The sequence below is a fragment of the Bartonella sp. OC16QHHD genome (assembly GCF_042194035.1).
In the GTDB taxonomy this organism is placed as follows: domain Bacteria; phylum Pseudomonadota; class Alphaproteobacteria; order Rhizobiales; family Rhizobiaceae; genus Bartonella.
In genome coordinates this window covers 279,181-302,673 of record NZ_JBHIMJ010000014.1, presented here as the reverse complement: position 1 = coordinate 302,673, position 23,493 = coordinate 279,181, and the positions used below count along the sequence as shown (strand labels likewise).

The 23,493-nt window shown below is 37.9% G+C and carries 22 protein-coding genes and 2 pseudogenes; 12 read left to right on the top strand and 12 right to left on the bottom strand.

The window, feature by feature from the left end; translation table 11 throughout:
* Nucleotides 1-165 precede the first annotated feature (165 nt).
* The 7 genes and pseudogenes from ACFIK1_RS03025 to virB11 all read left to right on the top strand — a co-directional run bounded on the left by ACFIK1_RS03025 (nucleotide 166) and on the right by virB11 (nucleotide 4,935).
* A complete protein-coding gene (locus ACFIK1_RS03025) occupies nucleotides 166-309 on the top strand; it encodes a hypothetical protein (protein ID WP_015857026.1) in 144 nt (47 codons plus the stop codon).
* Nucleotides 306-1,163 carry a type IV secretion system protein gene (locus ACFIK1_RS03020; protein WP_375662047.1) on the top strand — a complete coding sequence of 286 codons (858 nt, stop codon included), beginning with the start codon at nucleotides 306-308 and terminating at the stop codon, nucleotides 1,161-1,163. Before ACFIK1_RS03025 ends, ACFIK1_RS03020 begins: the two co-directional genes overlap by 4 nt.
* Nucleotides 1,147-1,224, top strand: a pseudogene (locus ACFIK1_RS03015) (TrwH protein); the annotation flags it as partial. The gene ACFIK1_RS03020 and the pseudogene ACFIK1_RS03015, both read left to right, overlap by 17 nt.
* On the top strand, nucleotides 1,221-1,922 hold the full coding sequence (locus ACFIK1_RS03010) for a virB8 family protein (RefSeq protein ID WP_375606007.1): 702 nt from the start codon (nucleotides 1,221-1,223) through the stop codon (nucleotides 1,920-1,922). The pseudogene ACFIK1_RS03015 and the gene ACFIK1_RS03010, both read left to right, overlap by 4 nt.
* A gap of 13 nt (nucleotides 1,923-1,935) precedes the next feature.
* A complete protein-coding gene (gene virB9 / locus ACFIK1_RS03005; RefSeq protein WP_375606008.1) occupies nucleotides 1,936-2,742 on the top strand; it encodes a P-type conjugative transfer protein VirB9 in 807 nt (268 codons plus the stop codon).
* Nucleotides 2,742-3,899 (top strand): type IV secretion system protein VirB10, encoded by a 1,158-nt coding sequence (gene virB10, locus ACFIK1_RS03000; protein ID WP_375618344.1) that lies wholly within the window; start codon nucleotides 2,742-2,744, stop codon nucleotides 3,897-3,899. Before virB9 ends, virB10 begins: the two co-directional genes overlap by 1 nt.
* Complete coding sequence (gene virB11 / locus ACFIK1_RS02995) at nucleotides 3,874-4,935, top strand: P-type DNA transfer ATPase VirB11 (protein WP_375634367.1); 1,062 nt, start codon at nucleotides 3,874-3,876, stop codon at nucleotides 4,933-4,935. Before virB10 ends, virB11 begins: the two co-directional genes overlap by 26 nt.
* A 3,310-nt stretch (nucleotides 4,936-8,245) precedes the next feature.
* On the opposite strand, the gene ACFIK1_RS02990 is transcribed toward virB11, so the two are convergent.
* From ACFIK1_RS02990 to rimM, 7 genes are all read right to left on the bottom strand, one after another.
* Nucleotides 8,246-9,025 (bottom strand): succinate dehydrogenase iron-sulfur subunit, encoded by a 780-nt coding sequence (locus ACFIK1_RS02990; RefSeq protein ID WP_005774220.1) that lies wholly within the window; start codon nucleotides 9,023-9,025, stop codon nucleotides 8,246-8,248.
* Nucleotides 9,026-9,039: 14 nt separating this feature from the next.
* Nucleotides 9,040-10,884 (bottom strand): succinate dehydrogenase flavoprotein subunit, encoded by a 1,845-nt coding sequence (gene sdhA, locus ACFIK1_RS02985; RefSeq protein ID WP_375620955.1) that lies wholly within the window; start codon nucleotides 10,882-10,884, stop codon nucleotides 9,040-9,042.
* Between the two features lie 6 nt (nucleotides 10,885-10,890).
* Nucleotides 10,891-11,277 carry a succinate dehydrogenase, hydrophobic membrane anchor protein gene (gene sdhD, locus ACFIK1_RS02980; protein WP_375612246.1) on the bottom strand — a complete coding sequence of 129 codons (387 nt, stop codon included), beginning with the start codon at nucleotides 11,275-11,277 and terminating at the stop codon, nucleotides 10,891-10,893.
* Between the two features lie 18 nt (nucleotides 11,278-11,295).
* Nucleotides 11,296-11,697 carry a succinate dehydrogenase, cytochrome b556 subunit gene (gene sdhC, locus ACFIK1_RS02975; protein ID WP_375606014.1) on the bottom strand — a complete coding sequence of 134 codons (402 nt, stop codon included), beginning with the start codon at nucleotides 11,695-11,697 and terminating at the stop codon, nucleotides 11,296-11,298.
* 470 nt (nucleotides 11,698-12,167) lie between these two features.
* Nucleotides 12,168-12,608 carry a 50S ribosomal protein L19 gene (gene rplS, locus ACFIK1_RS02970; RefSeq protein ID WP_375662046.1) on the bottom strand — a complete coding sequence of 147 codons (441 nt, stop codon included), beginning with the start codon at nucleotides 12,606-12,608 and terminating at the stop codon, nucleotides 12,168-12,170.
* 209 nt (nucleotides 12,609-12,817) lie between these two features.
* Nucleotides 12,818-13,516 carry a tRNA (guanosine(37)-N1)-methyltransferase TrmD gene (gene trmD / locus ACFIK1_RS02965; RefSeq protein ID WP_375612244.1) on the bottom strand — a complete coding sequence of 233 codons (699 nt, stop codon included), beginning with the start codon at nucleotides 13,514-13,516 and terminating at the stop codon, nucleotides 12,818-12,820.
* Between the two features lie 284 nt (nucleotides 13,517-13,800).
* Nucleotides 13,801-14,358, bottom strand: a complete 558-nt coding sequence (rimM, locus tag ACFIK1_RS02960) for a ribosome maturation factor RimM (protein WP_375639818.1) — start codon at nucleotides 14,356-14,358, stop codon at nucleotides 13,801-13,803.
* Between the two features lie 131 nt (nucleotides 14,359-14,489).
* Here rimM and ACFIK1_RS02955 point away from each other — a divergent pair, with 131 nt between their 5' ends.
* Both ACFIK1_RS02955 and ACFIK1_RS02950 read left to right on the top strand, forming a co-directional pair.
* On the top strand, nucleotides 14,490-15,311 hold the full coding sequence (locus tag ACFIK1_RS02955; RefSeq protein WP_375634358.1) for a SapC family protein: 822 nt from the start codon (nucleotides 14,490-14,492) through the stop codon (nucleotides 15,309-15,311).
* A 3-nt stretch (nucleotides 15,312-15,314) separates the two neighbouring features.
* Complete coding sequence (locus ACFIK1_RS02950) at nucleotides 15,315-16,283, top strand: tyrosine recombinase XerC (protein ID WP_375662045.1); 969 nt, start codon at nucleotides 15,315-15,317, stop codon at nucleotides 16,281-16,283.
* 18 nt (nucleotides 16,284-16,301) lie between these two features.
* Here ACFIK1_RS02950 and ACFIK1_RS02945 read toward each other — a convergent pair whose 3' ends face one another.
* Nucleotides 16,302-16,574, bottom strand: coding sequence for a BolA family protein (locus tag ACFIK1_RS02945; protein WP_375612716.1), 273 nt, complete (start codon nucleotides 16,572-16,574; stop codon nucleotides 16,302-16,304).
* Between the two features lie 124 nt (nucleotides 16,575-16,698).
* Here ACFIK1_RS02945 and ACFIK1_RS02940 point away from each other — a divergent pair, with 124 nt between their 5' ends.
* The 3 genes from ACFIK1_RS02940 to cobT all read left to right on the top strand — a co-directional run bounded on the left by ACFIK1_RS02940 (nucleotide 16,699) and on the right by cobT (nucleotide 20,412).
* Complete coding sequence (locus ACFIK1_RS02940) at nucleotides 16,699-17,319, top strand: J domain-containing protein (protein WP_375612239.1); 621 nt, start codon at nucleotides 16,699-16,701, stop codon at nucleotides 17,317-17,319.
* Between the two features lie 202 nt (nucleotides 17,320-17,521).
* Nucleotides 17,522-18,502: a cobaltochelatase subunit CobS gene (cobS, locus tag ACFIK1_RS02935; RefSeq protein WP_375612717.1), complete on the top strand. Its 981-nt coding sequence runs from the start codon at nucleotides 17,522-17,524 to the stop codon at nucleotides 18,500-18,502.
* Between the two features lie 14 nt (nucleotides 18,503-18,516).
* Nucleotides 18,517-20,412, top strand: coding sequence for a cobaltochelatase subunit CobT (gene cobT / locus ACFIK1_RS02930; RefSeq protein WP_375662044.1), 1,896 nt, complete (start codon nucleotides 18,517-18,519; stop codon nucleotides 20,410-20,412).
* Nucleotides 20,413-20,461: 49 nt separating this feature from the next.
* Here cobT and ACFIK1_RS02925 read toward each other — a convergent pair whose 3' ends face one another.
* The 4 genes and pseudogenes from ACFIK1_RS02925 to ACFIK1_RS02910 all read right to left on the bottom strand — a co-directional run bounded on the left by ACFIK1_RS02925 (nucleotide 20,462) and on the right by ACFIK1_RS02910 (nucleotide 23,456).
* Entirely contained in the window at nucleotides 20,462-21,112 is a 651-nt protein-coding gene (locus ACFIK1_RS02925) for a HaeIII family restriction endonuclease (RefSeq protein ID WP_375662052.1), read from the bottom strand.
* Nucleotides 21,082-21,357: a hypothetical protein gene (locus ACFIK1_RS02920; protein ID WP_375633585.1), complete on the bottom strand. Its 276-nt coding sequence runs from the start codon at nucleotides 21,355-21,357 to the stop codon at nucleotides 21,082-21,084. The genes ACFIK1_RS02925 and ACFIK1_RS02920 overlap by 31 nt, the downstream gene beginning before the upstream one ends.
* An 8-nt stretch (nucleotides 21,358-21,365) precedes the next feature.
* Nucleotides 21,366-22,066 (bottom strand): annotated as a pseudogene (locus ACFIK1_RS02915) (DNA adenine methylase).
* Between the two features lie 706 nt (nucleotides 22,067-22,772).
* Nucleotides 22,773-23,456 carry a VUT family protein gene (locus ACFIK1_RS02910; protein WP_375636546.1) on the bottom strand — a complete coding sequence of 228 codons (684 nt, stop codon included), beginning with the start codon at nucleotides 23,454-23,456 and terminating at the stop codon, nucleotides 22,773-22,775.
* Between the last annotated feature and the right edge of the window lie 37 nt (nucleotides 23,457-23,493).

Genomic DNA, 23,493 nt, shown 5'->3' with positions numbered 1-23,493 from the left:
AAAGTAAAAAATATTCGCACTGAAATTGAGCTATTTTCATAAATTAAAAAATGAAATTAAGAAAAGATAAATTATCGTAAACTATACACTTTACTTTAGTGTCAAAATTATAATAATGACAACAAATATCAGAATGTATATAACAGTAAAAAGAGTCATATTAAAATGAAAAATATCATTCTTGTAATTTTGATTGCAAACCTTTTATCGGCTTGTGCATTAGCACCAAAGCTAAAACAGCCCAATGATAGAAACCGCGTGCCTATTAATAAAACAATCCCTGCCGAAATCAAGCGAGGAGACAGATGAAAAAGCGATTTATTATAACAGGAATGATTACCCTTTTGGAAATGATAAATTTGGCACATGCAAGCAATTTTGATGGAAGTCATTTAGGTAGTAGCGTGCGGCTAAATCTTTTAAGGGCACAGATTCTTTCGGAATCACATACTAAACAGAATTCACCTGCTCCATCGCCACCACCTGCTCCATCGCCACAACCTGCTTCACCGCCACAACCTGCTTCACCGCCACAACCTGCTCTATCAGCAGAATATTCGGAAATCCTTCAGCTTTTAAAAAAAGGAGAAATTATTGAGCTCTTAGAAAAGCAGCTTGATTCGAAAAGACAACAACTTTCACAAGTAGAAAAAGCTTATCAGGCTATAACAAAGAGTCAGAAAACAAACCCAAAGCAAATAGACTTTTCTAGTTTTTTTCTTAAAGAGCCAGAATTTCTTTATACAGACAGTAAGCTTTCAAGGCAATCATATCAAGAGGTCTTGGAGGAAGAAAACAAAGTTTCTGGGAATTTCGATCAAATCAGCAAAGCTATTTCTGGGCGTTTACAATCTGTATCTGTTCAAGATAAAGCTGTGAGTTTGGAAGGTTTTGAAAACGTAAAAAGTCGTTTTCAATACCTCAGAGGACTACTCGATGAACTTCAAACAAAAGAAAAACTGAAAGACATTGCAGATCTTCAAGCACATATCGATGGTACATTAGCTATGATCCAAAATGAATTTATAAAAATGGAAATGGTAGCGTATTTACATGATGCTGAGCAATCACTTCTCAAAAGGAAGCGACGCGAACTTGATATGATGTTTTTTAACAATGAAAAAAAACAGATACCGATCATACGNGCTAAAACAGCCCAATGATAGAAATCGTGTGCCTATTAATAAAACAATCCCTGCCGAAATCAAGCGAGGAGACAGATGAAAACAAAACAAGCAAAACCAGTGAAAGCCGAACAACTTAGAAGTTATTATGAAGAAAGCCGTGGCTTAGAACGTGATCTTATCAATGAATTTATAAGGTCGCGCAGAACGGCATGGCGTGTTGCGAGTACTGTGGGTCTTTTTGGCTTATTCGGTATGATATGTGGAGTTGTTGGATTTTCTCAACCAGCTCCAACTCCCTTAGTATTGCGCGTTGATAATACGACAGGTGCAGTTGATGTTATCTCAATCATGCGTGAACACGAAGAAAGCTATGGTGAAGTTGTAGATAGATATTGGCTAAATCAATATGTGCTTAACCGCGAAACTTACGACTACGATACTATTCAACTGAACTATGACACAACAGCACTTTTAAGTGCGGCATCTGTTCAACAAGAATATTATAAAATCTATGATGGAGAAAATGCACGGGACAAAGTGCTTTCCAACAAAGCACGTATCACAGTTAAAGTACGATCAATCCAGCCTAATGGACTCGGTCAAGCAACTGTACGTTTTACGACTCAGCAACTTGACAGCAACGGTGCTGCTACTGGACCAAAACAGCACCAAATTGCAACAATTGGTTACACCTATGTTGGTGCACCCATGAAATCATCTGATCGATTGCTTAACCCCCTTGGTTTTCAAGTAACAAGTTACCGTTCTGACCCAGAAATACTGTTGAATGATTAAGGAATTGATTGTTATGAAAAAACTTGCGTTCGTTGTTCTATTGTCTTCGTTTTCTTCTCTTTATACGGTACCTGTGCAGGCGCTCAAAAGTCCATCAAATTCACAATATGATCACCGCATTCGCTATATAACATATAACGAAGCCGATGTGGTTCAAATCGAAACAGTTCTTGGTGTGGCAACACATATTATTCTTGAAGAAGGTGAACAGTACATAACTCATGCCTTTGGCGATTCTGAAGCCTATGCCTTTGCTCATAAAGGGCGGCATATTTTTATTAAACCAAAAGCAGAACTTGCCAATACCAATCTCATCGTTGTAACCGACAAACGGAGTTATAAATTCCGACTACAATTTCGGAATGACCGTGCGGGATCAACATATGAATTGGCTTTCCATTATCCCGATTCAAACGATGAAAAGTCAGAAGAAAACAATCGACGCCTTGCGATTGAACGTGGTTTTCACCAAAGCGTCAACGGCTATAATCTCAGTTATACCATGAGCGGTCACCAAGATATTGCTCCGATAAATGCTTGGGACAATGGGCGTATTACTTACTTCAAATTTCCCGCTAACATGGATATGCCATCGATTTATGTCGTAGATGCTGAAGGCAATGAAAGCTTAATACCACGCACCGTTATCGGCAGTTCTAATGATATTATCGCCGTTCATAAGGTCAATCCTAAATGGCTCATACGGCTTGGTAAACGCGCTCTAGCTGTTTTTAATGAAGCCTATGACCCCAATGGCGTACCAAACACAACAGGGACAGTATCTTCGGTGGTTTATCGTATCAATAAAGGAGGAAAATGATGTTTGACAATAAGGAAGGAGAGGGAAAAGGTACAAAACTGGACAACGTCGAGCAAAAACATATTGAAGGTGCCTATGGAGGATCCGAACTAGGTTCTGAACGTCGTCCGACAATTCCAGGTACCCGTGCATTGTTAATGGTAGGACTTATTGTCATAGTAGCGATACCGATTGCCTTGACTTGGAAAGCTTTTAAAATGCGTAATACCGTGGAGGTTGAGGAAGAAAAACCACAACAAATAGTACAGCAAATTATACCAAACTATGTCCCTCGGATTATAGAAGAGCCAAAGATTGTAGAAGAAGCAGAAAAATCAACACAAATAGAAGATTCAAACTTGGATATTCCACCGGCCTTGAGTAAACTTCTTCAAACAGCCATTCCTCCACATATGCTCCAAGATTCTGAAGAATTAGCACGCAAACGTATGCTCAGTTCTAGCCTTAACAACGGTGGTAGCGAAGGATCTACAGATACAAATAATAAAGCATCGAATAATGATAGAGGTAATGGCGTATTATTTGATAACCTTCAGCCCGTGCGTTTAGGTCAATCACATGCGATGCAACTTCGTAACCGTGACTTTTTGATTACACAAGGAACGCAAATAGATTGTACGTTAGAAACAAAAATCATTACATCACAACCCGGAATGACGACGTGTCATTTAACACGCGATATTTATTCCACGAGTGGACGTGTTGTTTTGCTTGACCGTGGTTCTAAAGTCGTTGGTTTTTACCAAAGTGGCATACAACAAGGACAAACGCGCGTGTTTGTGCAATGGTTACGCATTGAAACGCCTTCTGGTGTTGTTGTCAATCTTGACTCACCAGGCACAGGTCCTCTGGGTGAAGCGGGTATTGGTGGCTGGGTTGACAGACATTTTTGGGAACGATTTGGTAGTGCAATTATGGTAAGCATTATCGGTGATTTAGGAGAATGGGTAAGAGGAAAAGTTGGTAAAAGCAGCAAAGAAAATAAAGATAACTCACAAAATAAAGGAGCTCAGAATGCTGAATCTATAGCAATCGATGTTCTTCAGAATTCCATCAATATCACACCAACACTTTACAAAAACCAAGGCGAACGAGTAAATATTTTTGTTGCTCGTGATCTGGATTTCAGCGATGTCTACAGTCTCGTCACACGTTAACCCGATACAAAAAGATCAAGCAGTTTTTCAGCTTCTGCAACCGCTTGATTGTTTTTTAGAAGATCCCACGATCACTGAATTATCGATTTGCCGCCCCTGTGAAGTATGGACGAAAAGCTTTAAGGGTTGGCAAGTACATAGCGTACCAGAGTTAACAACCACTTTTTTGCAAACGCTTATTACAGCTATTATCGTTTATAACGGTATGGCTCCCAGAAGTATTAATTATGTGCTCTTGCCTGGTGGGCAACGTGGTACAATTATACAAACACCAGCTGTTGTTGATGGTGCTCTTTCCTTTGTAATTCGTAAACATTCTCTCATAGTTAAGACGTTAGAAGAACTCAAAGAAGAAGGGGCTTTTGACGATTTTTCTGATGTAAGTTTTAATAAGCCTTCAGCAAAAGAAGCCAATAACTTGTTATCGAGGCAGGACTTCACACGGTTGGAACCATTTGAAGTTCAACTCTTACAAAGTAAACGTGAGGGAAAAATTCTTGAATTTTTGGAAAAATGCGTCCTTCACAAACGCAACATTATTATCGCAGGCAAAACAGGATCTGGTAAAACAACATTTGCTCGCTCTTTAATTGAAAAGGTCCCTGTAGAGGAGCGTATTATCACAATTGAAGATGTTCATGAGCTTTTTCTACCCAATCATCCCAATCATGTACATATGATTTATGGTAACAATGTAGGTCGTGTTTCAGCTGAAGAATGCCTAGATGCGTGTATGCGTCAGTCGCCTGACAGAATTTTTCTCGCTGAATTGCGAGGCAATGAAGCATGGGAATATCTCAATTCGCTCAACACTGGTCATCCCGGATCGATTACAACAACGCATGCCAACAGCGCTTTGCAGACATTTGAGCGATGTGCCACCTTGATTAAAAGATCAGAAATTGGCCGGCAACTCGAGTTAGAAATGATAAAAATCGTTCTCTATACAACAGTTGACGTAGTGTTGTTCTTTAAAGATAGAAAACTCTCTGAAGTCTTTTACGACCCGATTTTTGCTAAATCAAAAATCGCTTAAGGGGAGCTTCCTCTCTCGGTAATATGAAGCAAACAAAAATAGCCGTAACTAATTGTTACGGCTATTTATTTAACTTTTCCTATTTTCTTTGCTTCTCCAATGGATTTTCTACACTCTTCATGAAGAAAAAAAGAAAAAAGTTAATAGACAACAACTCTACGAGAAAATCAAATTATACATAAGGCTCTCTCTATTCTCTTGCCTTTGATCATTCTTTCCATTTACCTTTTGAAAAAGTATCTTTGATGCAAAAAAGAAAAAATAGCTGCAAAATAAATATTTAAACAAAAGAAAAGAATAAATTTTGATTCGCCTATCAATGAAAGCTTCGTAAAATAGATACTTTCGATCATCACAAACAATTATCGTCATCAAGACCAAAACTTATCGTTTAAAAATTCTAAGTGCTATTTTCAAGTGATTAATAAATGTGTTTTTTAACCAAACAATCTCCAAATACGGAAAACCTCATACGAAATAAATTATCATTTCAATTTAGCATCCATAAACCACATTCTATTTGGTAATAAAAAGTATAGTGGCATATCAACGTCTTCTTCGGACGAAGAAAGATTCTTAACCTCCAGTTGTTCGTAAACAACCAAATTTCTCTTAAGCAAGCTTTGCTAACCATATCACGTGGCTTATGTCCTTCTCCTAAAGACGATATCCATAGATTACATAAGGTAAGCTCTACTCTGAATATTCCTGCTCTCTTCTCTACACCTCAAAAAGCAAAAATTCCTAAAAGCACAGATCTACAATCACTCTTCTTAAGATGCATCACATTGTCTTATAAAGAGTGTTCATTATTTTGCGTGTTGGATAAAAGATCTTAATACCGTAGGATTCTCTCATTTCAAAGCTGTTTATTAACCAAAACCATGTCTCTTGCACATTATAAGTAAATAAAGCCGTATAGAATGAAACTGTACAAAAAGCACTAAAAATGCCTTTTATAAACCATCCAAAATGCCCAAAATTGTCACAATATTGGGAGTTTGCAAAGTGTCTAATGGCGCCCAACTTGCTCTTTTATGAAGTGTAAAAATGGAGATGCTCTATAAATTTTATATTATTCATCGGGGCTTTACCATTATACCATCCACGAGCTCTGTAGTGAAATAAGCTTAGGCACCTTAAAGAAAGGTTTCTTAAAAACAAGCGTGTAAATTGACAAGCAAAGTGTATTTGGTTCGGGGCGTTCTGTTTTACATAAGGGTTTTGATCTTATTAAAGAACGAGAGAAACAAAAGCGTGAAGCAATGCGTAATCTCTATTATTTAAAAGACATTACTCTAGATGCTTTTAAAAGTCGTAAAGCAGAATTTAAAAATGATGCTAAAATGGAAACTGGTTTGCACCTTTACAGCTTCATATTCTCCTCAAATTAGGAGGCTGTATAGCGACTTTCAAAGATTACGCCAACAGAGATACATAACACTCTTAACTCCCATCTGATAAGTGAAAGCTGCAACAGCAAAAGCTCTTTTAGAAAAACAACGCCATAAAGTCATTAATAAACCGGCAATGAATTGGAGAAATGTTCCAGATTTTTATCAAACACTCTGCAAAGCAACAATAATGATACAACTGGCTTTGCATCTGCTTATTCTTACAGGTGTTCGTACCCATCTCTTGCATCAATTCGTGAAGATCAGATTGAAGAGGATATATGAACAATTCTTGGCTCGAGAATACGAACGGTCTGCGTGATACTACAGGAGATTTCGCATGCCATTATGATCACAAATATTAAAAATTTTAAAATAAGCACGCTTGTTTTTTCGCAATGATTTCTGTTTTCTGTAACCGGTCGTAGTCCTTATTAATGTGAATTTCCTATCACAATATAAGAGAGATTAGACTAAAAACCTGTCCACGTAGATTTCGCTCTCATTTACGTAATTGGCTAACAGACTCCACCTATCACACCTCAAAGGACGAAGCCTCTTAACACGCAAACTAATCTGCAAACAATCCCGCCCCCTCGCCTAGCAGATTTCACCTTCTAACCACTCTAATTACCACATCCTAAATACGATAGTGTTTTATGGCACAACAGAATAAATACCAAAACAATGACTGATTATACCGTTAATACTTGGACACCTCTTTTTCATGTTAAGAAATATCTTTTATGCTGAAAAATAAAAAACACTTTTACTGCTTAAACAACTTTCTTAAGCATACATACAAGAACAATGAAATACCCTAACATAATAAATAAGATCTAAACCTAGAAATCTCTATTTTTTATAGATAAAAACATATAAAATCAAAACCTCCGAAACTCGTCAAAATACAACATATTTTCTTTGATTATTGAATTTATTCAACTCAAACGAACCTACAAACACCGCTTATTCCACATTCGCAACATGTGTTCTTAGAATTCTTACTATCGTTTTCTAAATTTTTAGAGAAACCTATAAATTTGCTATTTTTCAAACGTCTTATCTGCTCTTTAATGAATTTAAATCTATGACGTTACAATAATTTTAAATTACTTCCCCCTGAACTGTATGATCTATCTCTACAATAGATAGGGATTTTACGTTCTCCATTTTTTAAGAACTATAAATTTTGTTTTTTAATGCTATTAACAATCCAATCTTTAAAATAAAAAATATGACCTTTAAATATATAAATGATGTTATCAAAAATTCCTAATCCTGAATATTCGCAATGTTTTCGATATTATAATAAACGTATCGTAAAATGACAAACTGTCATAATGATCACTTCTTTGTATTTCATATGAATAATTTACATGCGTTATAATATTTGTATCAGCATTTATTTTTTGTGCTATATTTATACAGAGTGATCTTTTTTATAAAAAATGATCAATTGAATCTGCGTCAAAGTATAAATTATGATGCGAATTTAATAAAAATAAAAACACATGGCATATTGATTTTATTGTTTTTACATAGAACGCTATTTAAAGTATAGTTTACTCGAAAGACTAATGCCTTTTTAAAGGCAATAATAACTATACTAACCGCCTTATAGAAGCCAATAAATTTTTAGAGATTAAGCCTCAAAGAGGCACAAAAAACACGCACAATTTTCTATTTTTCTTTTTACTGTTCATTAATCGGTTAATTTTCAAAGATAATATTCAACTATGAGTTTTCTGCTCAGCCATTGCAAGAATTGCTTAAATTTTTAGGGATTACTTCACTTTTAGAATGATGATAGCTACTGCGCCCCCATAAGCAGCCGATCTTCTTTTATAGATTTAATTGCTAAAAGGAGATACAATTTCCCACCTTGCGCTTTATTTTGATCAATCAGTAAATTTTCAAAGGCGGCGTTCAACCATGAGTTTTTTAATTTCAGCAATCGCTTTCGCTGGATTTAATCCCTTTGGACAAGTTTGCGCACAATTCATAATCGTATGGCAACGATAAAGGCGGAAAGGATCTTCTAAATTATCAAGACGTTCACCACACATCTCATCACGTGAATCCGCAATCCAGCGATAAGCTTGAAGCAAAACAGCGGGGCCCAAATAACGATCACCGTTCCACCAATAACTTGGACATGAAGTCTGACAACACGCACACAAAATACATTCATAAAGGCCATCGATTTTTTGGCGATCGGAGTGACTTTGTAACCATTCTTTTGCAGGTTCAGGAGAAACTGTTTGCAACCAAGGCTCAATGACTCGGTGTTGTGCATAAAAACGCTTTAAATCAGGAACCAAATCTTTAACAACCGGCATGGAAGGCAACGGATAGACCTTAATGGGATGTTTTACATCATCCATCCCTTTGGTACAAGCTAATGTATTGGTTCCATCAATATTCATCGCACATGAACCACAGATGCCTTCACGGCATGATCGACGAAGTGTCAAAGTTGGATCAATATGGTTTTTAATAAACAAAAGCCCATCAAGAATCATAGGACCACAAGCAGAACGATCCACATAATAAGTATCTAAATGAGGATTTTCCTCATCATCAGGCGACCAACGATACACGTGAAATTCCGTCAGCTTTGTAGCACCTTCAGGTTTAGGCCAAACCTTTCCCGGTTTTACTTGAGAATTTTTGGGAAGCTTAATTTGTACCATATTTCATTCTCCCCTTAATAAACCCGTTTTTTAGGTGCAATGCGCTTTAAATCGATCCCACCATCAGCTTCAGATGTTAACGGGTCCACATGGACAGGTCGATATGATAATGTCACCTTACCCTCTTTTGACAAATGTGAAATCGTATGTTTACGCCAGTTTTTATCATCACGCTCTGGATAATCTTCACGAGCGTGAGCGCCACGGCTTTCTGAACGTGCTTCGGCAGAATGAACAGTCATGATTGCATTCGCCATGAGATTTTCAAGCTCTAATGTTTCAACCAAATCAGAATTCCATATCAGAGAACGATCTGTGACTTTGAGATCCGACAATTCCCCCCAGATTTTATTCATCCGTTGACATCCCTGTTTCAAAGAATCTTCTGTACGGAAGACTGCTGCATCTTCTTGCATCGTGCGTTGCATTTTTTCACGCAATACAGCTGTTGGTATTGCCCCTTGTGCAAAACGTAAACGATCAAAACGCGCTATAATTTCGTCAACAGCTTCTTCATTGATGGGTGGAATTTCTGCATTCCGATCAATAACTTCACCCGCGCGAATGGCAGCAGCACGACCAAACACCACAAGATCAATTAATGAATTTGACCCCAAGCGATTAGCACCATGAACAGAAGCACATCCTGCTTCTCCTACCGCCATCAGCCCTGGTTGAATACGATCAGGCGAATCAGCCGTTGGATTGAGAACTTCCCCGTAGTAATTGGTAGGAATCCCACCCATATTATAATGAACCGTTGGCAAGATGGGGATAGGCTCTTTTGTTACATCCACCCCTGCAAAAATCCGTGCTGATTCTGAAATCCCTGGTAAACGCTCATGCAAGATTGCAGGATCAATATGATTGAGAACCAAATGAATATGATCCTTCTTAGGTCCAACGCCACGCCCTTCACGAATTTCAAGTGTGATACAACGCGAAACCAAGTCACGTGAAGCCAAATCCTTAAAGGAAGGTGCATAACGCTCCATAAAGCGTTCACCTTCAGAATTGATTAAATAGCCTCCTTCACCACGAGCTCCTTCTGTAATTAAGCAGCCAGAACCGTAAATCCCTGTCGGATGGAATTGCACAAACTCCATATCCTGAAGTGGCAATCCAGCACGTGCGATCATTCCACCACCATCACCCGTACAGGTATGCGCCGATGTCGCAGAAAAATAAGCGCGTCCATAACCACCGGTTGCAAGAACAACCATTTTGGCAGAAAAACGATGTATTGTACCATCATCGAGATTCCATGCCACAACCCCCGTACAAACCCCATCCGTCATGATGAGATCGAGTGCAAAATATTCAATAAAAAATTGCGCATTATGCTTTAAGCTTTGTCCATAAAGCGTATGCAAAATGGCATGGCCTGTACGGTCAGCTGCTGCGCAAGTACGCTGAACAGGTGGACCTTCACCAAATTGTGTCGTATGTCCACCAAAAGGACGCTGATAAATTTTGCCTTCTTGCGTTCGCGAAAAAGGAACGCCATAATGTTCTAATTCATACACAGCAGCAGGAGCATTACGCACCAAATATTCCATTGCATCGGTATCGCCCAACCAATCAGAACCTTTCACGGTATCATATAAATGCCACTGCCAATTGTCAGGTCCCATATTTGAAAGCGATGCAGCAATTCCCCCTTGTGCTGCAACCGTATGTGAGCGCGTTGGAAAAACCTTCGTAATACAAGCTGTCTTTAATCCTTGTTCTGCCATACCCAGTGTCGCACGTAATCCTGCACCACCTGCCCCAACAACAACAACATCAAATTTATGATCTACAGTGCGATAAGGGGCGTTACCTGCTTTAGCGCCCAGAGATGATCCTGTACCCGCCATACTTGTTTAACCCCCTAATGCAATTTTCAAAAGAGAAAAAATAATGATACCACCTATGAGAAAACAAAATAAAATATTTAACGTCAAAAAGAATATCCGAAAACCTTCACGTGGAATATAATCTTCAATCACCACCTGCATACCAAGTTTCATATGATAAAGGACCGAAAAAGTCATCAATCCCATCAAAATAGCAACAATAGGATGTGCAAGCCGTGCACGCACAATACTATAATCCTTGCCCACAAGCGAAAGAATAAGAACAATAAAAAATATCAAAAGTGGTAGATTGATAAACCCCGTCAAACGTTCTAGCCAAAAATGCTCTGTTCCTTCATGAGCACTGCCACGCCCCCGTACTTTTCCAAGTTCCGTTCGAAAATCTTTTTTCATGTCTCTTTTCACCCCCAGCTAAACAACGGTATATCCAATAATCCAAATCGCAAAAGTAACAATAAGAGAAATAAAAACTGTCGCCCAAGCAGTGACTGTTGCCTTTTCTTTTGCCAAAAGGCAAGGCTTCAGATCCCAAACAATGTGGCGAACACCACCAACCATGTGATGAACCCCTGCCAAAGTATAAAGAAACAAAATACACAATCCAAACCAAGAACTATAAATTTCGTAAACTGTTCTAAATGTCTCCTCGCCACACGCAATAGCAATTAACCAAACAGCAAGAAAAACCGTTCCAACATAAAGTGCCATACCCGTAATGCGGTGTGCAATGGACATGGCCATAGTAATTGTCCAACGATAAATACTTATATGAGGGGAACGGGGGCGCTCTTTTATCCTAGTTGTCTCTATCATAAAATATCCTGACCTGGTTTTTGCAACCGCAATGAACGAGAAAGTTCGCGCAAAACGACTAAACATACTCTCTCGTTTTTACTTGTTTGGCATCTCAAGATACCGATATTACAGGTCGGTTGTCTCAAATAACGGATTAAAGGTCACGCATAAAAAAACCGATTACTCTCCGGATATGATCCGCAAAACTCGCCTTAATCTAATACACTTTTATCTTCACGTCAAAGGTCTAAAATCTTTTCCAAATATAAACAGACATTTTTTCAGATTAAACTTATCCTTTTGAGTATCCACGATATATGCAATGGTCTCTTAAATTGCACCCATAATTAAGAATAAAAAGAGGAAAAATTGATAGATTGAACATTTTTATGTCCACTCCAAGCCCTTTAAAAGGCAAAACGAATCAAGAAAGACACAAATAAGCGGCATAAAAGCCGCTTTTGCATAAAGTTTAGCCGATATAATCTTTACTCAGAAACTTTCTTTTCAACATCTGTGCTGACAGATGCTGCTTCTACTTTCTCAACAACCTTTTCAGCTTTTTTCCGATAATCTCTCTTTTCAGCGATACGTGCAGCTTTACCTCTCAAGCCACGTAGATAATAGAGTTTTGCACGGCGCACTTTACCACGGCGCACCAGCTCAACACCTTCAATCAAAGGAGAATAAACAGGAAATACCCTCTCCACCCCTTCACCATAAGAAATCTTGCGTACTGTAAAGGTCTCATTCAACCCACCGCCTGAACGCGCAATACAGACACCTTCATAAGCCTGAACACGCGTCCGTGTACCTTCTGTCACACGCACCATAACACGGACTGTATCTCCTGGCTGAAATGCTGGAAATTGGCGCTTTTCTTCAATTTTTGCACATTGTTCAGCTTCAAGCTGTGCGATAATATTCATTTCTTTTATCCTTCATGTTCTTTATCGAACAGTCAGAGCGCTCAACTCTTACCAAAAAAGCCTTTATTAAGAATAAGGAGCTCTTTAGGCTATGTCTTACACAGGAGCGAATACACCATTCCTTCATTTTAATTTTGGAACTACAGAAAACCTTTTATAAAAAACTCTCTAAAAAGAGAGCCATGCAATACACCACCTTATCATATGAATCAAGTTTTCTGATGATTTTTATTATAACGCGCATAAAGATCAGGGCGACGTTGACGTGTTAACAATTCGGCTTGGCTTTGACGCCAATCTGCGATCGCTTTGTGATGACCTGAGAGCAATACAGGCGGAATACCCCGCCCTTCGAAAAGAGAAGGGCGGGTATATTGCGGATGTTCCAGCAAGTCATTTTCAAAACTTTCACACCTTGCAGAAGCTGCATTCCCCATCACTCCAGGCAGAAGACGTATAATAGCATCTAAGATAACCAATGCAGCTGTTTCACCCCCTGAAAGAATATAATCACCAATAGAAACTTCTTCTAATTCTCGTGCTTCTATGACTCGCTCATCAACCCCTTCAAAACGTCCACAAACTAACGTTACACCCGTATCACGAGCCAAGCTATGCGCGTAAGCTTGGTCAAAAGGGCGTCCACGTGGACTCATCAACAATCTTGGCGAATCCTGTGGACAGCAATCAAGAGCAGCCGCCAATACATCCGCCCGCATTACCATACCAGCTCCCCCACCAGCAGGTTTATCATCAACGCTATGGTGTTTGTCTAAAGCAAAATCCCTAATCTGTACCGTCTCCAGTGACCAAATTCCACGCTCTAAAGCTTGCCCTGCTAAAGAATACCCTAAAAAACCAGGAAACATTTCAGGATAAAGGGTTAAAACGCGCGCCTGAAACTTCATTTTATTTCTTATCCTTATTTTCTTAAACAGACTCTTAATAGCAAAAATAGCACAAACAAGACTTTTAACGCTATAGCGTTAATTTGAGTCTCCTTGATCTGCGCCATATTCAATACGATCCTTCTAAATACTTGCACTAAAAAAGACTCTAAAAATTCAGGACTATTTCGAGATAAAGTGCTTACAATATCTGCTCAAAAGAGCATTTTTAATATTTTCACACATTCCACTTTTTATTGACGAAATTCATCTGTTGTTTTTTACCTTCATCTTTATTTTTAGATTCAAGCTATTTCCTTTTTATCATTGTCTCCCCCATCAATTAAACCAGCGGCCATGGAATCAACAACAAGAAAACCAGAATCCATACAAATTTCTGGTACCGCCGCCTTACTAAAGGGAATAAGAACTCTTTTACCTGTATTCAAACGTATTTCAAGCAAATCACCAGCCCCGAAATTAAAAAAACCACACACTTCACCTAAGATTTTTCCCCCACAATCTTGGACACACAAGCCTATTAAATCGACTTGATAAAACTCATCCTCCATCAAATCATCAATTAATTGATCGCGCGCCACATAAAGGCGAATACCTTTTAAAGACTCAGCCGCATTACGATTTTCTACCCCTTTAAAACGTACAATCGCCTTATTTTTTTGTATGCGAAGAGTTACAATTTCATAAGAACGCCCCATATCATCATAAAGAGTGCTGTAAAACTTGAAACGCTGTGGCTCAGCACTTAGAATTTTAACAAAAACATCTCCTTTTATACCATGAGGCATACCAATAATGGCAAGATAGACTTTATTTTTAAGCTTTTCTTTATTATACTTCATGCAAAAATATTATCTCTCAAAAATGAACCCTTCAATCTTATAGTTTTCTATTCAATCTTGTTGCCATATGAGACAATCTTCTAAAAGACCTTTCTTGGTAACAAAAACAAATTAATAAAGGAGAAAGTCTTATGGCAAATATTATGCTATTTTACAAAGATATCACACCAATCAACAAAATTTCCCATAAAAATCTAAAATTTGCTCCTCCAAGTGATATGTCTTTTGCCAAGGATACTCATTGGGTTCCTTTAGCAAGTACTGAATATTTTCAAGCAGCACTAGACTATCCTATTTTATTTATGTGCGCCGAAGATGAACAAAAAAAACGGCACTACACATCCGCAGCTCTTGTCGGTCTTTCTAATGACGAAAATGACTATATCGCTTCTGATAAAAGTTGGAAAAACAATACTTATGTTCCTGCTTTTGTCCGTCGCTATCCTTTTGTTTTGGCACAAATTAGCAATGAAAAAGAACTTTCTGTCTGCTTTGATCAACAGTCCGGTATGTTTAATGAAGTTGCAGGAACAGAACTTTTTAATTCCGATGGCTCTATTTCTCCTTTTATGGAAGAACGTATTCGCTTTCTTGAAAGTTTTAAAATCGCTATGGAGAAAACCTCTGAGTTTATTGATGTTCTTGTAGAAATGGATCTTCTAAGCCAAAAATCCATCAATGTGAAAAACGATAAAGGTCTCTCAGCGCAATTGGAACATTTTTGGGTTGTTGATGAAGAAAAATTGAATAAATTATCAGCAAGTCAACTTGCCAAACTTCATAAAAATGGCTTTTTAGGATTAATTTTTGCGCATTTGATGTCAACACACAATCTTGTGAAAATACTCTCTCTCAAAGGTGAAAAGCAACTTATCAATCGTGAAGAGCAACCCCAAAACAAGAATGGTCATTCTAACGATGAAAAATCTAAAAAGAAAGAAACTCTCAACTAGATAATGCCCATCAAAAACGACAAGAGAAAAGATGAAAATATTCCTCTCATTCCAGCAGACCATGCACTTTTAAACGCAAGGAAAAATTGGTTAGAGTGTCTTACCCAAACACGTCGTATGTCAGCACAAACAGTGCAAGCCTATGAACGTGATACGCGGCAATTTTTGTCTTTTCTCTGTCAACACTTAAATCATACACCAACCCTTACAGATCTTGCTCATTTACGCATCAGTGACTTGCGTGCTTATCTTGCTTATCGGCGTACAAACAATGTAAGTGCTCGTTCTTTAAGCCGCGGAGTAGCAGGCATCCGTTCTTTTTTCAAGTACCTATCACGTGAAGGAATCGTCAATGTTCCGGCGGCTCAGCTTATCCGAAGCCCCAAACACCCAAGATCGCTCCCAAAACCTTTAGCGATCAAATCAGCACTTCACATAGTCAAACAAGAAAACCAGCTAGAAAATGAACCTTGGATTAGCGCTCGTAATGCGGCTGTCCTCATGCTTCTCTATGGCTGTGGAATGCGAATATCAGAAGCCTTAAGCCTCACACCAGAACAATTTTCTGATCCTAAAAAAACAAGTTTATTTATAACAGGAAAAGGCGGCAAAACACGCCTTGTTCCTCTCATCAAAATTGTTTACGAAGCTGTACAAAATTATCTCAAATGTTGCCCATATCCTTTAGTGGATAACCAACCCATATTTCGCGGGGCACGAGGCGGTCCCCTACAGCCCGCCATTATTCAGAAAACTGTACGCAACTTACGAGCAAGCCTTGGTTTACCAGAAACTGCAACGCCTCATACACTGCGCCATTCTTTTGCCACCCATCTTTTATCACGGGGGGGAGATTTGCGCACGATTCAAGAGCTTCTTGGGCACGCTAGTCTTTCCACCACACAAATCTATACCCACGTCGATACAGACCATTTGTTAAAAATCTATCAAAAGGCCCATCCCCGTTCCTAAAAACGTCTCATCAAAAAATTAGAGTGTTTCAACCTCAAGTGCCAAAGCATGAACACAAGTAGCTAACTCTTCTTGTAAAACTTTATAAATCGCTCGATGTATTTCTACGCGTGTCATATTAGAAAAAGAAGAAGATAAAATTTTCACTCGAAAATGTGTTTCTCCTTTACCATCAAAAGCATGTTCATTATGAGGATGTCCCTCATGAAGATGACTTTCGTTAATCACTTCAAGCTTTTGCGGATGAAAAGCATCCTGAAGCTTTCTTTGAATTATTGTTTCTATAAACATTTTTTATTCCTCAAACAAAATGAACGTGCAAAAATACACCTTTTTCATAATAGAATAAGTGTGAAAACAAATTTTTCAAAAGTCAATTCTTGTAAAATTAATCAATTTTGCATAAACCAATAATATGACAATAACATCTAAATTATTCGATTCAATTCGCATAAGCTCAAATAAAAAACAAAAAGCTGAGCCAGAAGCACAACAGTGTCAGTGGGAAGGTTGTGAAAAAACAGGGTCCCATAAAGCACCAGCAGGTCGAAATCACGAAGGACAATATTTATATTTTTGTATTGAACACGTCCGCGCCTATAATAAAAATTTTAATTACTTCTCTGGTCTTAGCAATAAAGATATCGCAAAATTTCAAAAGGATGCTCTCACAGGACATCGTCCGACATGGCCTACAGATCTGAGCAATGGTACATCGAAAAAAACAGCCGCGAATTATGCAAAGATTCGCTCTGGCACAGCTGCCTATCAAAATCGCATGCGCGATCCCTTCACGCTTTTTACTGGGCAGCATTCAAACAATAAGTTCTCACGAAAATTAAAGCCCTTAGAAGCAAAAGCTTTTGATACACTGGGACTACAGGCAAACGCTTCAGCAGAAGACATCAAAATGAAATATAAAGAGTTGGTAAAAAAGCACCATCCTGATTCCAATGGTGGTAATCGTGCTTCAGAAGAGCGCTTTCGTGATGTTTTACATGCTTACAATTTGCTAAAAAAGTCTGGTTTGTGCTGAAAACATGCGCTTATATGAGTCTATTTTCATTTAGACCATCATTATTTGCGCAAAATGTTACTTTTTTTGCAAAACATTATAGAATACGTAAAAAAATCTTTCTTCAATATCTAAGGCTCTCATTATAGAGCATTGCATAAATACTTTAACTCTTGTATCGTTTCTAATGAATAAATAGCGTCCTCTCCCTTCCAGAAACATAATGACAAATCTTACCGTTGAAAATTTGCCCGATATTACACTTTGTGCTCGCGATCTATTTCATATTGAAACAGATCTGAAAGTCCCTGCTTTTAGCACAAAAAGTCCCCATGTTCCTGATATCGATCCTGATTATCTTTTTGATCAGCAAACAACTTTAGCGATTCTCGCAGGTTTTACCTTTAACCGCCGTGTAATGGTTTCTGGCTATCACGGTACAGGGAAATCAACGCATATTGAACAAGTTGCTGCACGTCTTAACTGGCCTTGTCTTCGCATTAATCTTGATAGTCATGTAAGTCGTATCGATCTTGTAGGAAAAGATGCTATCGTTTTAAAAGATGGCTTACAAATCACTGAATTTAAAGAGGGCATTTTGCCATGGGCTTATCAAAATAATATTGCTCTTGTTTTCGACGAATATGATGCGGGGCGTCCCGATGTTATGTTTGTTATCCAACGCGTTCTTGAAACCTCTGGAAAACTAAGCTTACTTGATCAAAGCCGTGTCATCTCTCCCCATCCAGCATTTCGTCTTTTTGCAACGGCAAACACCATTGGTCTTGGTGATACAACCGGTCTCTATCATGGTACCCAACAGATCAATCAAGCTCAAATGGACCGCTGGTCTATTGTTACGATACTCAATTATTTACCCCATGATAAAGAGGTTAATATCATTTGTTCAAAGGTCAAATCTTTTCAAACGGCTGAGGGAAAAAAGACAATTTCACAAATGGTTCATGTTGCTGATATGGTACGCCAATCTTTTATCAATGGAGATCTTTCAACTGTCATGAGTCCACGTACCGTCATTACTTGGGCAGAAAATACAACAATTTTTCAAGATGTCGGCTTTGCCTTCCGATTAACCTTTCTCAATAAATGTGATGAACTCGAACGTGCCACTGTTGCAGAATTTTATCAACGCGCCTTTGGACAAGAGCTTCCCGAATCACTCATTCATGGTGTTTCGCCTTAAGGAATCTGTCACTCATGGCTACCGATATTGGCGACAACAAAAATCTGGCAAAGGACTCTTCCAACAACACTCTTAATGCTGAAGCTTTTAAAAAAGCACTTTCCACCTGTATGCGTGCAATTGCAGGCACAAACAACCTTGAAGTTTCCTTTAGTCATAACCGACCATCTTTAAGCGAAAGTTGCGCGCGTTTACCAGAATTACCTCAATACGCAACGAATAAAGACATCACCATTACCCGCGGATTAGGTGATTCCATGGCTCTACGCAAAGCATGGCATGATAACCGTATTCACATGCAATTTGCTCCACTAGAATCAGAAGCACGTGCCGTCTTTGATGCCCTCGAACAAACACGTGTTGAAGCAATTGGTACTTTAGCCATGGAGGGACTTGCAAAAAATCTTGATGTCATGCTCGCCGATAAATACAAAAGAGCCCATTATCATAAGATTAGCAACCAAAGTGAAGCCCCCATCCAAGAAGCGATTGCACTTTTATTGCGTGAAAAAATAACAAAGCGCGCAGCTCCAAGAGAAGCGGGTTCTGTCTTAGAATTGTGGCGTAAAGAGCTCGAACAAAAAGCAGCAGCAGAACTCAATGAACTCCCACATTATATTTACAACCAACAAGCTTTTGCACAGATTGTTCGCCAAATGCTTGTTACACTCAAAATGACAGTGCAACAAGCTGAAGCTTCTAACAATGAAAACAATAAAAAATTAAAAAATGCGTGTGAACCTCAAGACCAAAGAGAAGAAGAGAGTAACAACAAAAAACACGCTCAAAGTGAAGAACAAACCAGCACTGAACAAGAAAGTGATGTGCAAGATGATGGAAAAACACAAGCGACACAATCAAACAACAATGATCAAGCTGACGGCGAGCAAAAAAATGGACCTTGGCAAGAAAAGCCGAGCAAACCCAAACACCTTTTTTCTGATTCGGAACAAATGCAAAGACTTGGCAATTATAAAATCTTCACCCGTCAATTTGATGAAATTTTGGAAGCAACAGATTTTTGTTCTGAAAACGAGTTAGATCACTTACGCCGTTATCTTGATAAGCAAATCAATCATCTGCAAAACATCGTTGGACGTTTAGCAAACCGTCTCCAGCGCCGCTTGATGGCGCAACAAAATCGCAACTGGAACTTTGACCTTGAAGAAGGATATCTTGATACAACACGGCTTCCACGTCTAATTATTGACCCCATGCAACCCCTTTCTTTTAAAATGGAAAGCAACACCCAATTTCGGGACACAGTTGTTTCACTCCTCATTGATAATTCTGGCTCAATGCGCGGACGCCCCATTAGCGTTGCTGCAAGTTGTGCTGATATTTTGGCACAAACTCTTGAACGTTGTGGTGTCAAAGTTGAAATTTTAGGTTTTACCACCAAAACTTGGAAAGGGGGCAAATCGCGCGAACAATGGCTTACCCAAAACAAACTCCATAATCCTGGACGCCTCAATGATTTATGCCATATCATCTATAAAAGTGCTGATACCCCATGGCGTCGCGCACGACGCAATTTAGGTTTGATGATGCAAGAAGGATTATTAAAAGAAAATATCGACGGAGAAGCTTTGATTTGGGCTCATCAACGCCTTTTATCACGGCGTGAACAACGTCGCATCCTCATGGTCATTTCTGATGGTGCTCCTGTTGACGATTCGACACTATCGGTCAACTCCAGCAATTATTTAGAAAAACACTTACGCGCAGTGATTCAAGAAATCCAAACACACTCCCCTATCGAACTCATTGCCATTGGAATTGGTCATGACGTCACACGTTATTATCAACGTGCTGTAACAATTATGAATGCTGAAGAACTCGCCGACGCCATAACAAAACAATTAGAAATACTTTTTAGTGATAAAAGAACTCATATTCATAAGAAATAAACCTGCCTTGAATCAGCAACGATTACATTTTAAAAAATTATCTCTATCATTAAACCATCGGAATTTGATGACTAACAACCTGAGAAGATAATCCCACAAATTGAATATCGAACTTTAAGGAAGCTTCTACTTTACTGGATGCATTATGAATCCTAAAAGAAATGCTCCAACCATCTTCAAAAATTATAATGAGTTTGTTTTTACTTTCTGGTTTTAGTGCAACGGATAAAATTTTGCTTGGAATTTTCCATTTACGACCATATCCTAGAGTGCCATTCAAATTAAAAGACTGAATAATAACCCGTTTTTGTTTAGATCTTGTATCTATCATAATCTTATAAAAATCATAAGAACCTATAACATACTGAAACAATAGCTTCACAAATTTATCTTGATAATCTAAACAAAGCCTTTGAAGTTCTTTAGAAAAAGCTTCTAGGATTGGAAGATAAACTCTGCTGTCTTTATCCTCTATATCTCTAAAGAACATCTTCTTATCTCTAAGCTCTGCTAAATAATCAAAAATAGGACTAACTTCATTGAAATAAACGCTGCTACAAGAATAACCTGTCCATTCTTTACCAAAATCTATTTTACTGGAAAGGCGAGGATGTTTGATAGCGCTATGATTATGTTTTGCAGAAATACCAATAGGATTTTCAGGAACTTTTAAAATAATATCACGGACATCTCCTTTGATCCCAACAAAATCTTCCTGAAGAACAATAGTTTTCGTGTTTCTAATATTTTTATCATGTAACTGTAAAAAATGGCTGCTTCAATAGAAGCAAGATTTAAAAGCCTTTTTTCAGTATCATTAAATAAATTATAAAAAGACTCCGCTATTTGAAAAGACGAATTAAACTCTATAGAAGCCTTTGTTGCTTTTTTAAAACCCATAGCCAAAGCATATTCAAAGGCTTTTCCATTTTCTACCTGATTCATGCAATTTCCTAAAGATCCTTACTCAAAATTACGAGTTCATTTGATTTTTTATTGTTTCCCATACCGTAAGTCCATTCAGGATTAAGTATTGTATGTCCTTTATAAAGTTCTCTAACTTCCACACAATCATTATAAGATAAAACCCATCCTTGACGCTTTCTCAAAAGTTCAGCAAGAGCTTGATGATCAAAAGAATTATGTTTATCGCCTTTGTGACCGTAAAGTTTTTGATTAATAAGGTACGGAGGATCACAATAAAGAAAATCGTTAGAGTGTTTAGGAATACTTTCTGTAAAATCTCTGTGTTCCACTATGAAGTTTTCAATCTTAAAATCTTTAAGCCGTTCAATAGAACGATAATTGAATCGGGGGTGTCCTGGAGACATACCACCAGAAAGTGTCGTTCCGGAAAAAGAAGAACGATTAAGAACAAAAAAACGGCAGCAATCTCTAATTGATTTTTAATATTCCCAAAAGTTTTTTGGAGATTATAAAACATTACGGGAGTCATATCTTCATATTCTCTCACTTTTTCTGCAAGAGCTGAAGCATCTTTCAAAAGCATCTGCCAAAAAATAACAAGCGGCTTAAAAGCATCATAAGCATAAACCCTTGTTCCTCTTTTTGCTAAGGTTAATTCAATTGAACCGCCTCCTACAAAAGGAGAACATAAAGTTTTCTGTTTCCTTATATAGTTATTAATAATCATAGGAACAGCACGACTTTTCCCTCCCGGATAACGAAGAAGTGATTTTACAATAGGCAACTCCCTAGTCTCTCTCTGTTTTTTCAAGGAAGTTAATACAAAATTATCAAATAAAGCCTCTGTATGATCTGTTTGATTTATCATTTTATTCATACTATCAGCTCCAAGTATCGCATTTCTAACCTACAATTATCTAAAATAAACACTCGAAGCGTTTGCCAAATTCTACAGAGATCGCATTATAACAAATTGTAAATTCATTAACATATCTGCACAAACATTTGTTACTAAAATAATGATAAATATCAGTATAACCAAATTTTAAAACTGTCAAAAAATACTTGATACCATTGGTATTTATTTTTCTATTTATATACTACCCAAATGTATATCGAAATGTTTTTTCCTTTATAAGAACCAAGTTTCTTATAGCTCAAATAATCATAAGTAAGACATCACAACTCTTAACAAAACATTTTTGATCCTTTATAAGAGCTTTATTATCTGTTTTTAATGCTGATAAGATGCTCTTATCCCATACTGAATCAGTCAAAACCATTTCCTTACACATCGTAAGCATAGATGATGTATGGATAAATACAACTTGAGAAAAGAATCAAAATACCTCTTATAAATCCGCTTAAATTCTGCCCTTAGAGGACATAAATCCCCTCCCCTCTTCTTTAGCAAAACAAAAGAACAAAGACCATTATTTGTTACAAACAAAAGAAGAATCATCCTTTGAAGGACTTTGATAAAGAGGAAGCTTTACAATATTAAGAATTGTTCCATAAGGAATCAACATAAACAGGCTCATAATAATTTTTACCGAAAAATCACCAAAAGCAAGCGATAACCAAACTGGCATGCCTATCCCTCCCAAAACAGTACTCTCCACTAGTGAACTATCAGCATAGCCTGTTATCTTATCAAGAACAGCAAACGAGCTAGAAAAAGCAAGAGCAAAAAACAGCACTGTATCCAAAGCCGAACCAACCAACGCTGCTGCTAAAGGTGCTTTCCACCATGTTTTACGTCGCAAAGGAGTAAAAACAACAATATCAAGGAGTTGCCCAAATAAAAATGCAAAACTAGAAGCAAGTGCAAGCCGTGGTGTCGCCAATATCCAAGAAACAAAGACACCCGTAAAAAAACCAGCATAAACCACACGCCGCGCAGCAGATGGACCATAAAAACGATTGGTCAAATCATTGATTAGAAAAGAAAATGGATAGGTAAAAGCCCCATAAGTCAACAGTTCATTCAAATCAAACCAATAGACAGGATATTGAACTAAAATATTAGAAGCCGTGACAGCAAGGCACATTGCAAAAATAGAAAAAACAACATACCTTTTCTTTTGCTGTTCTAATAAAGGACCGCTTGAAGACATTTTTTTAACCTGGGATATGGAACCAATAAAACAGAGC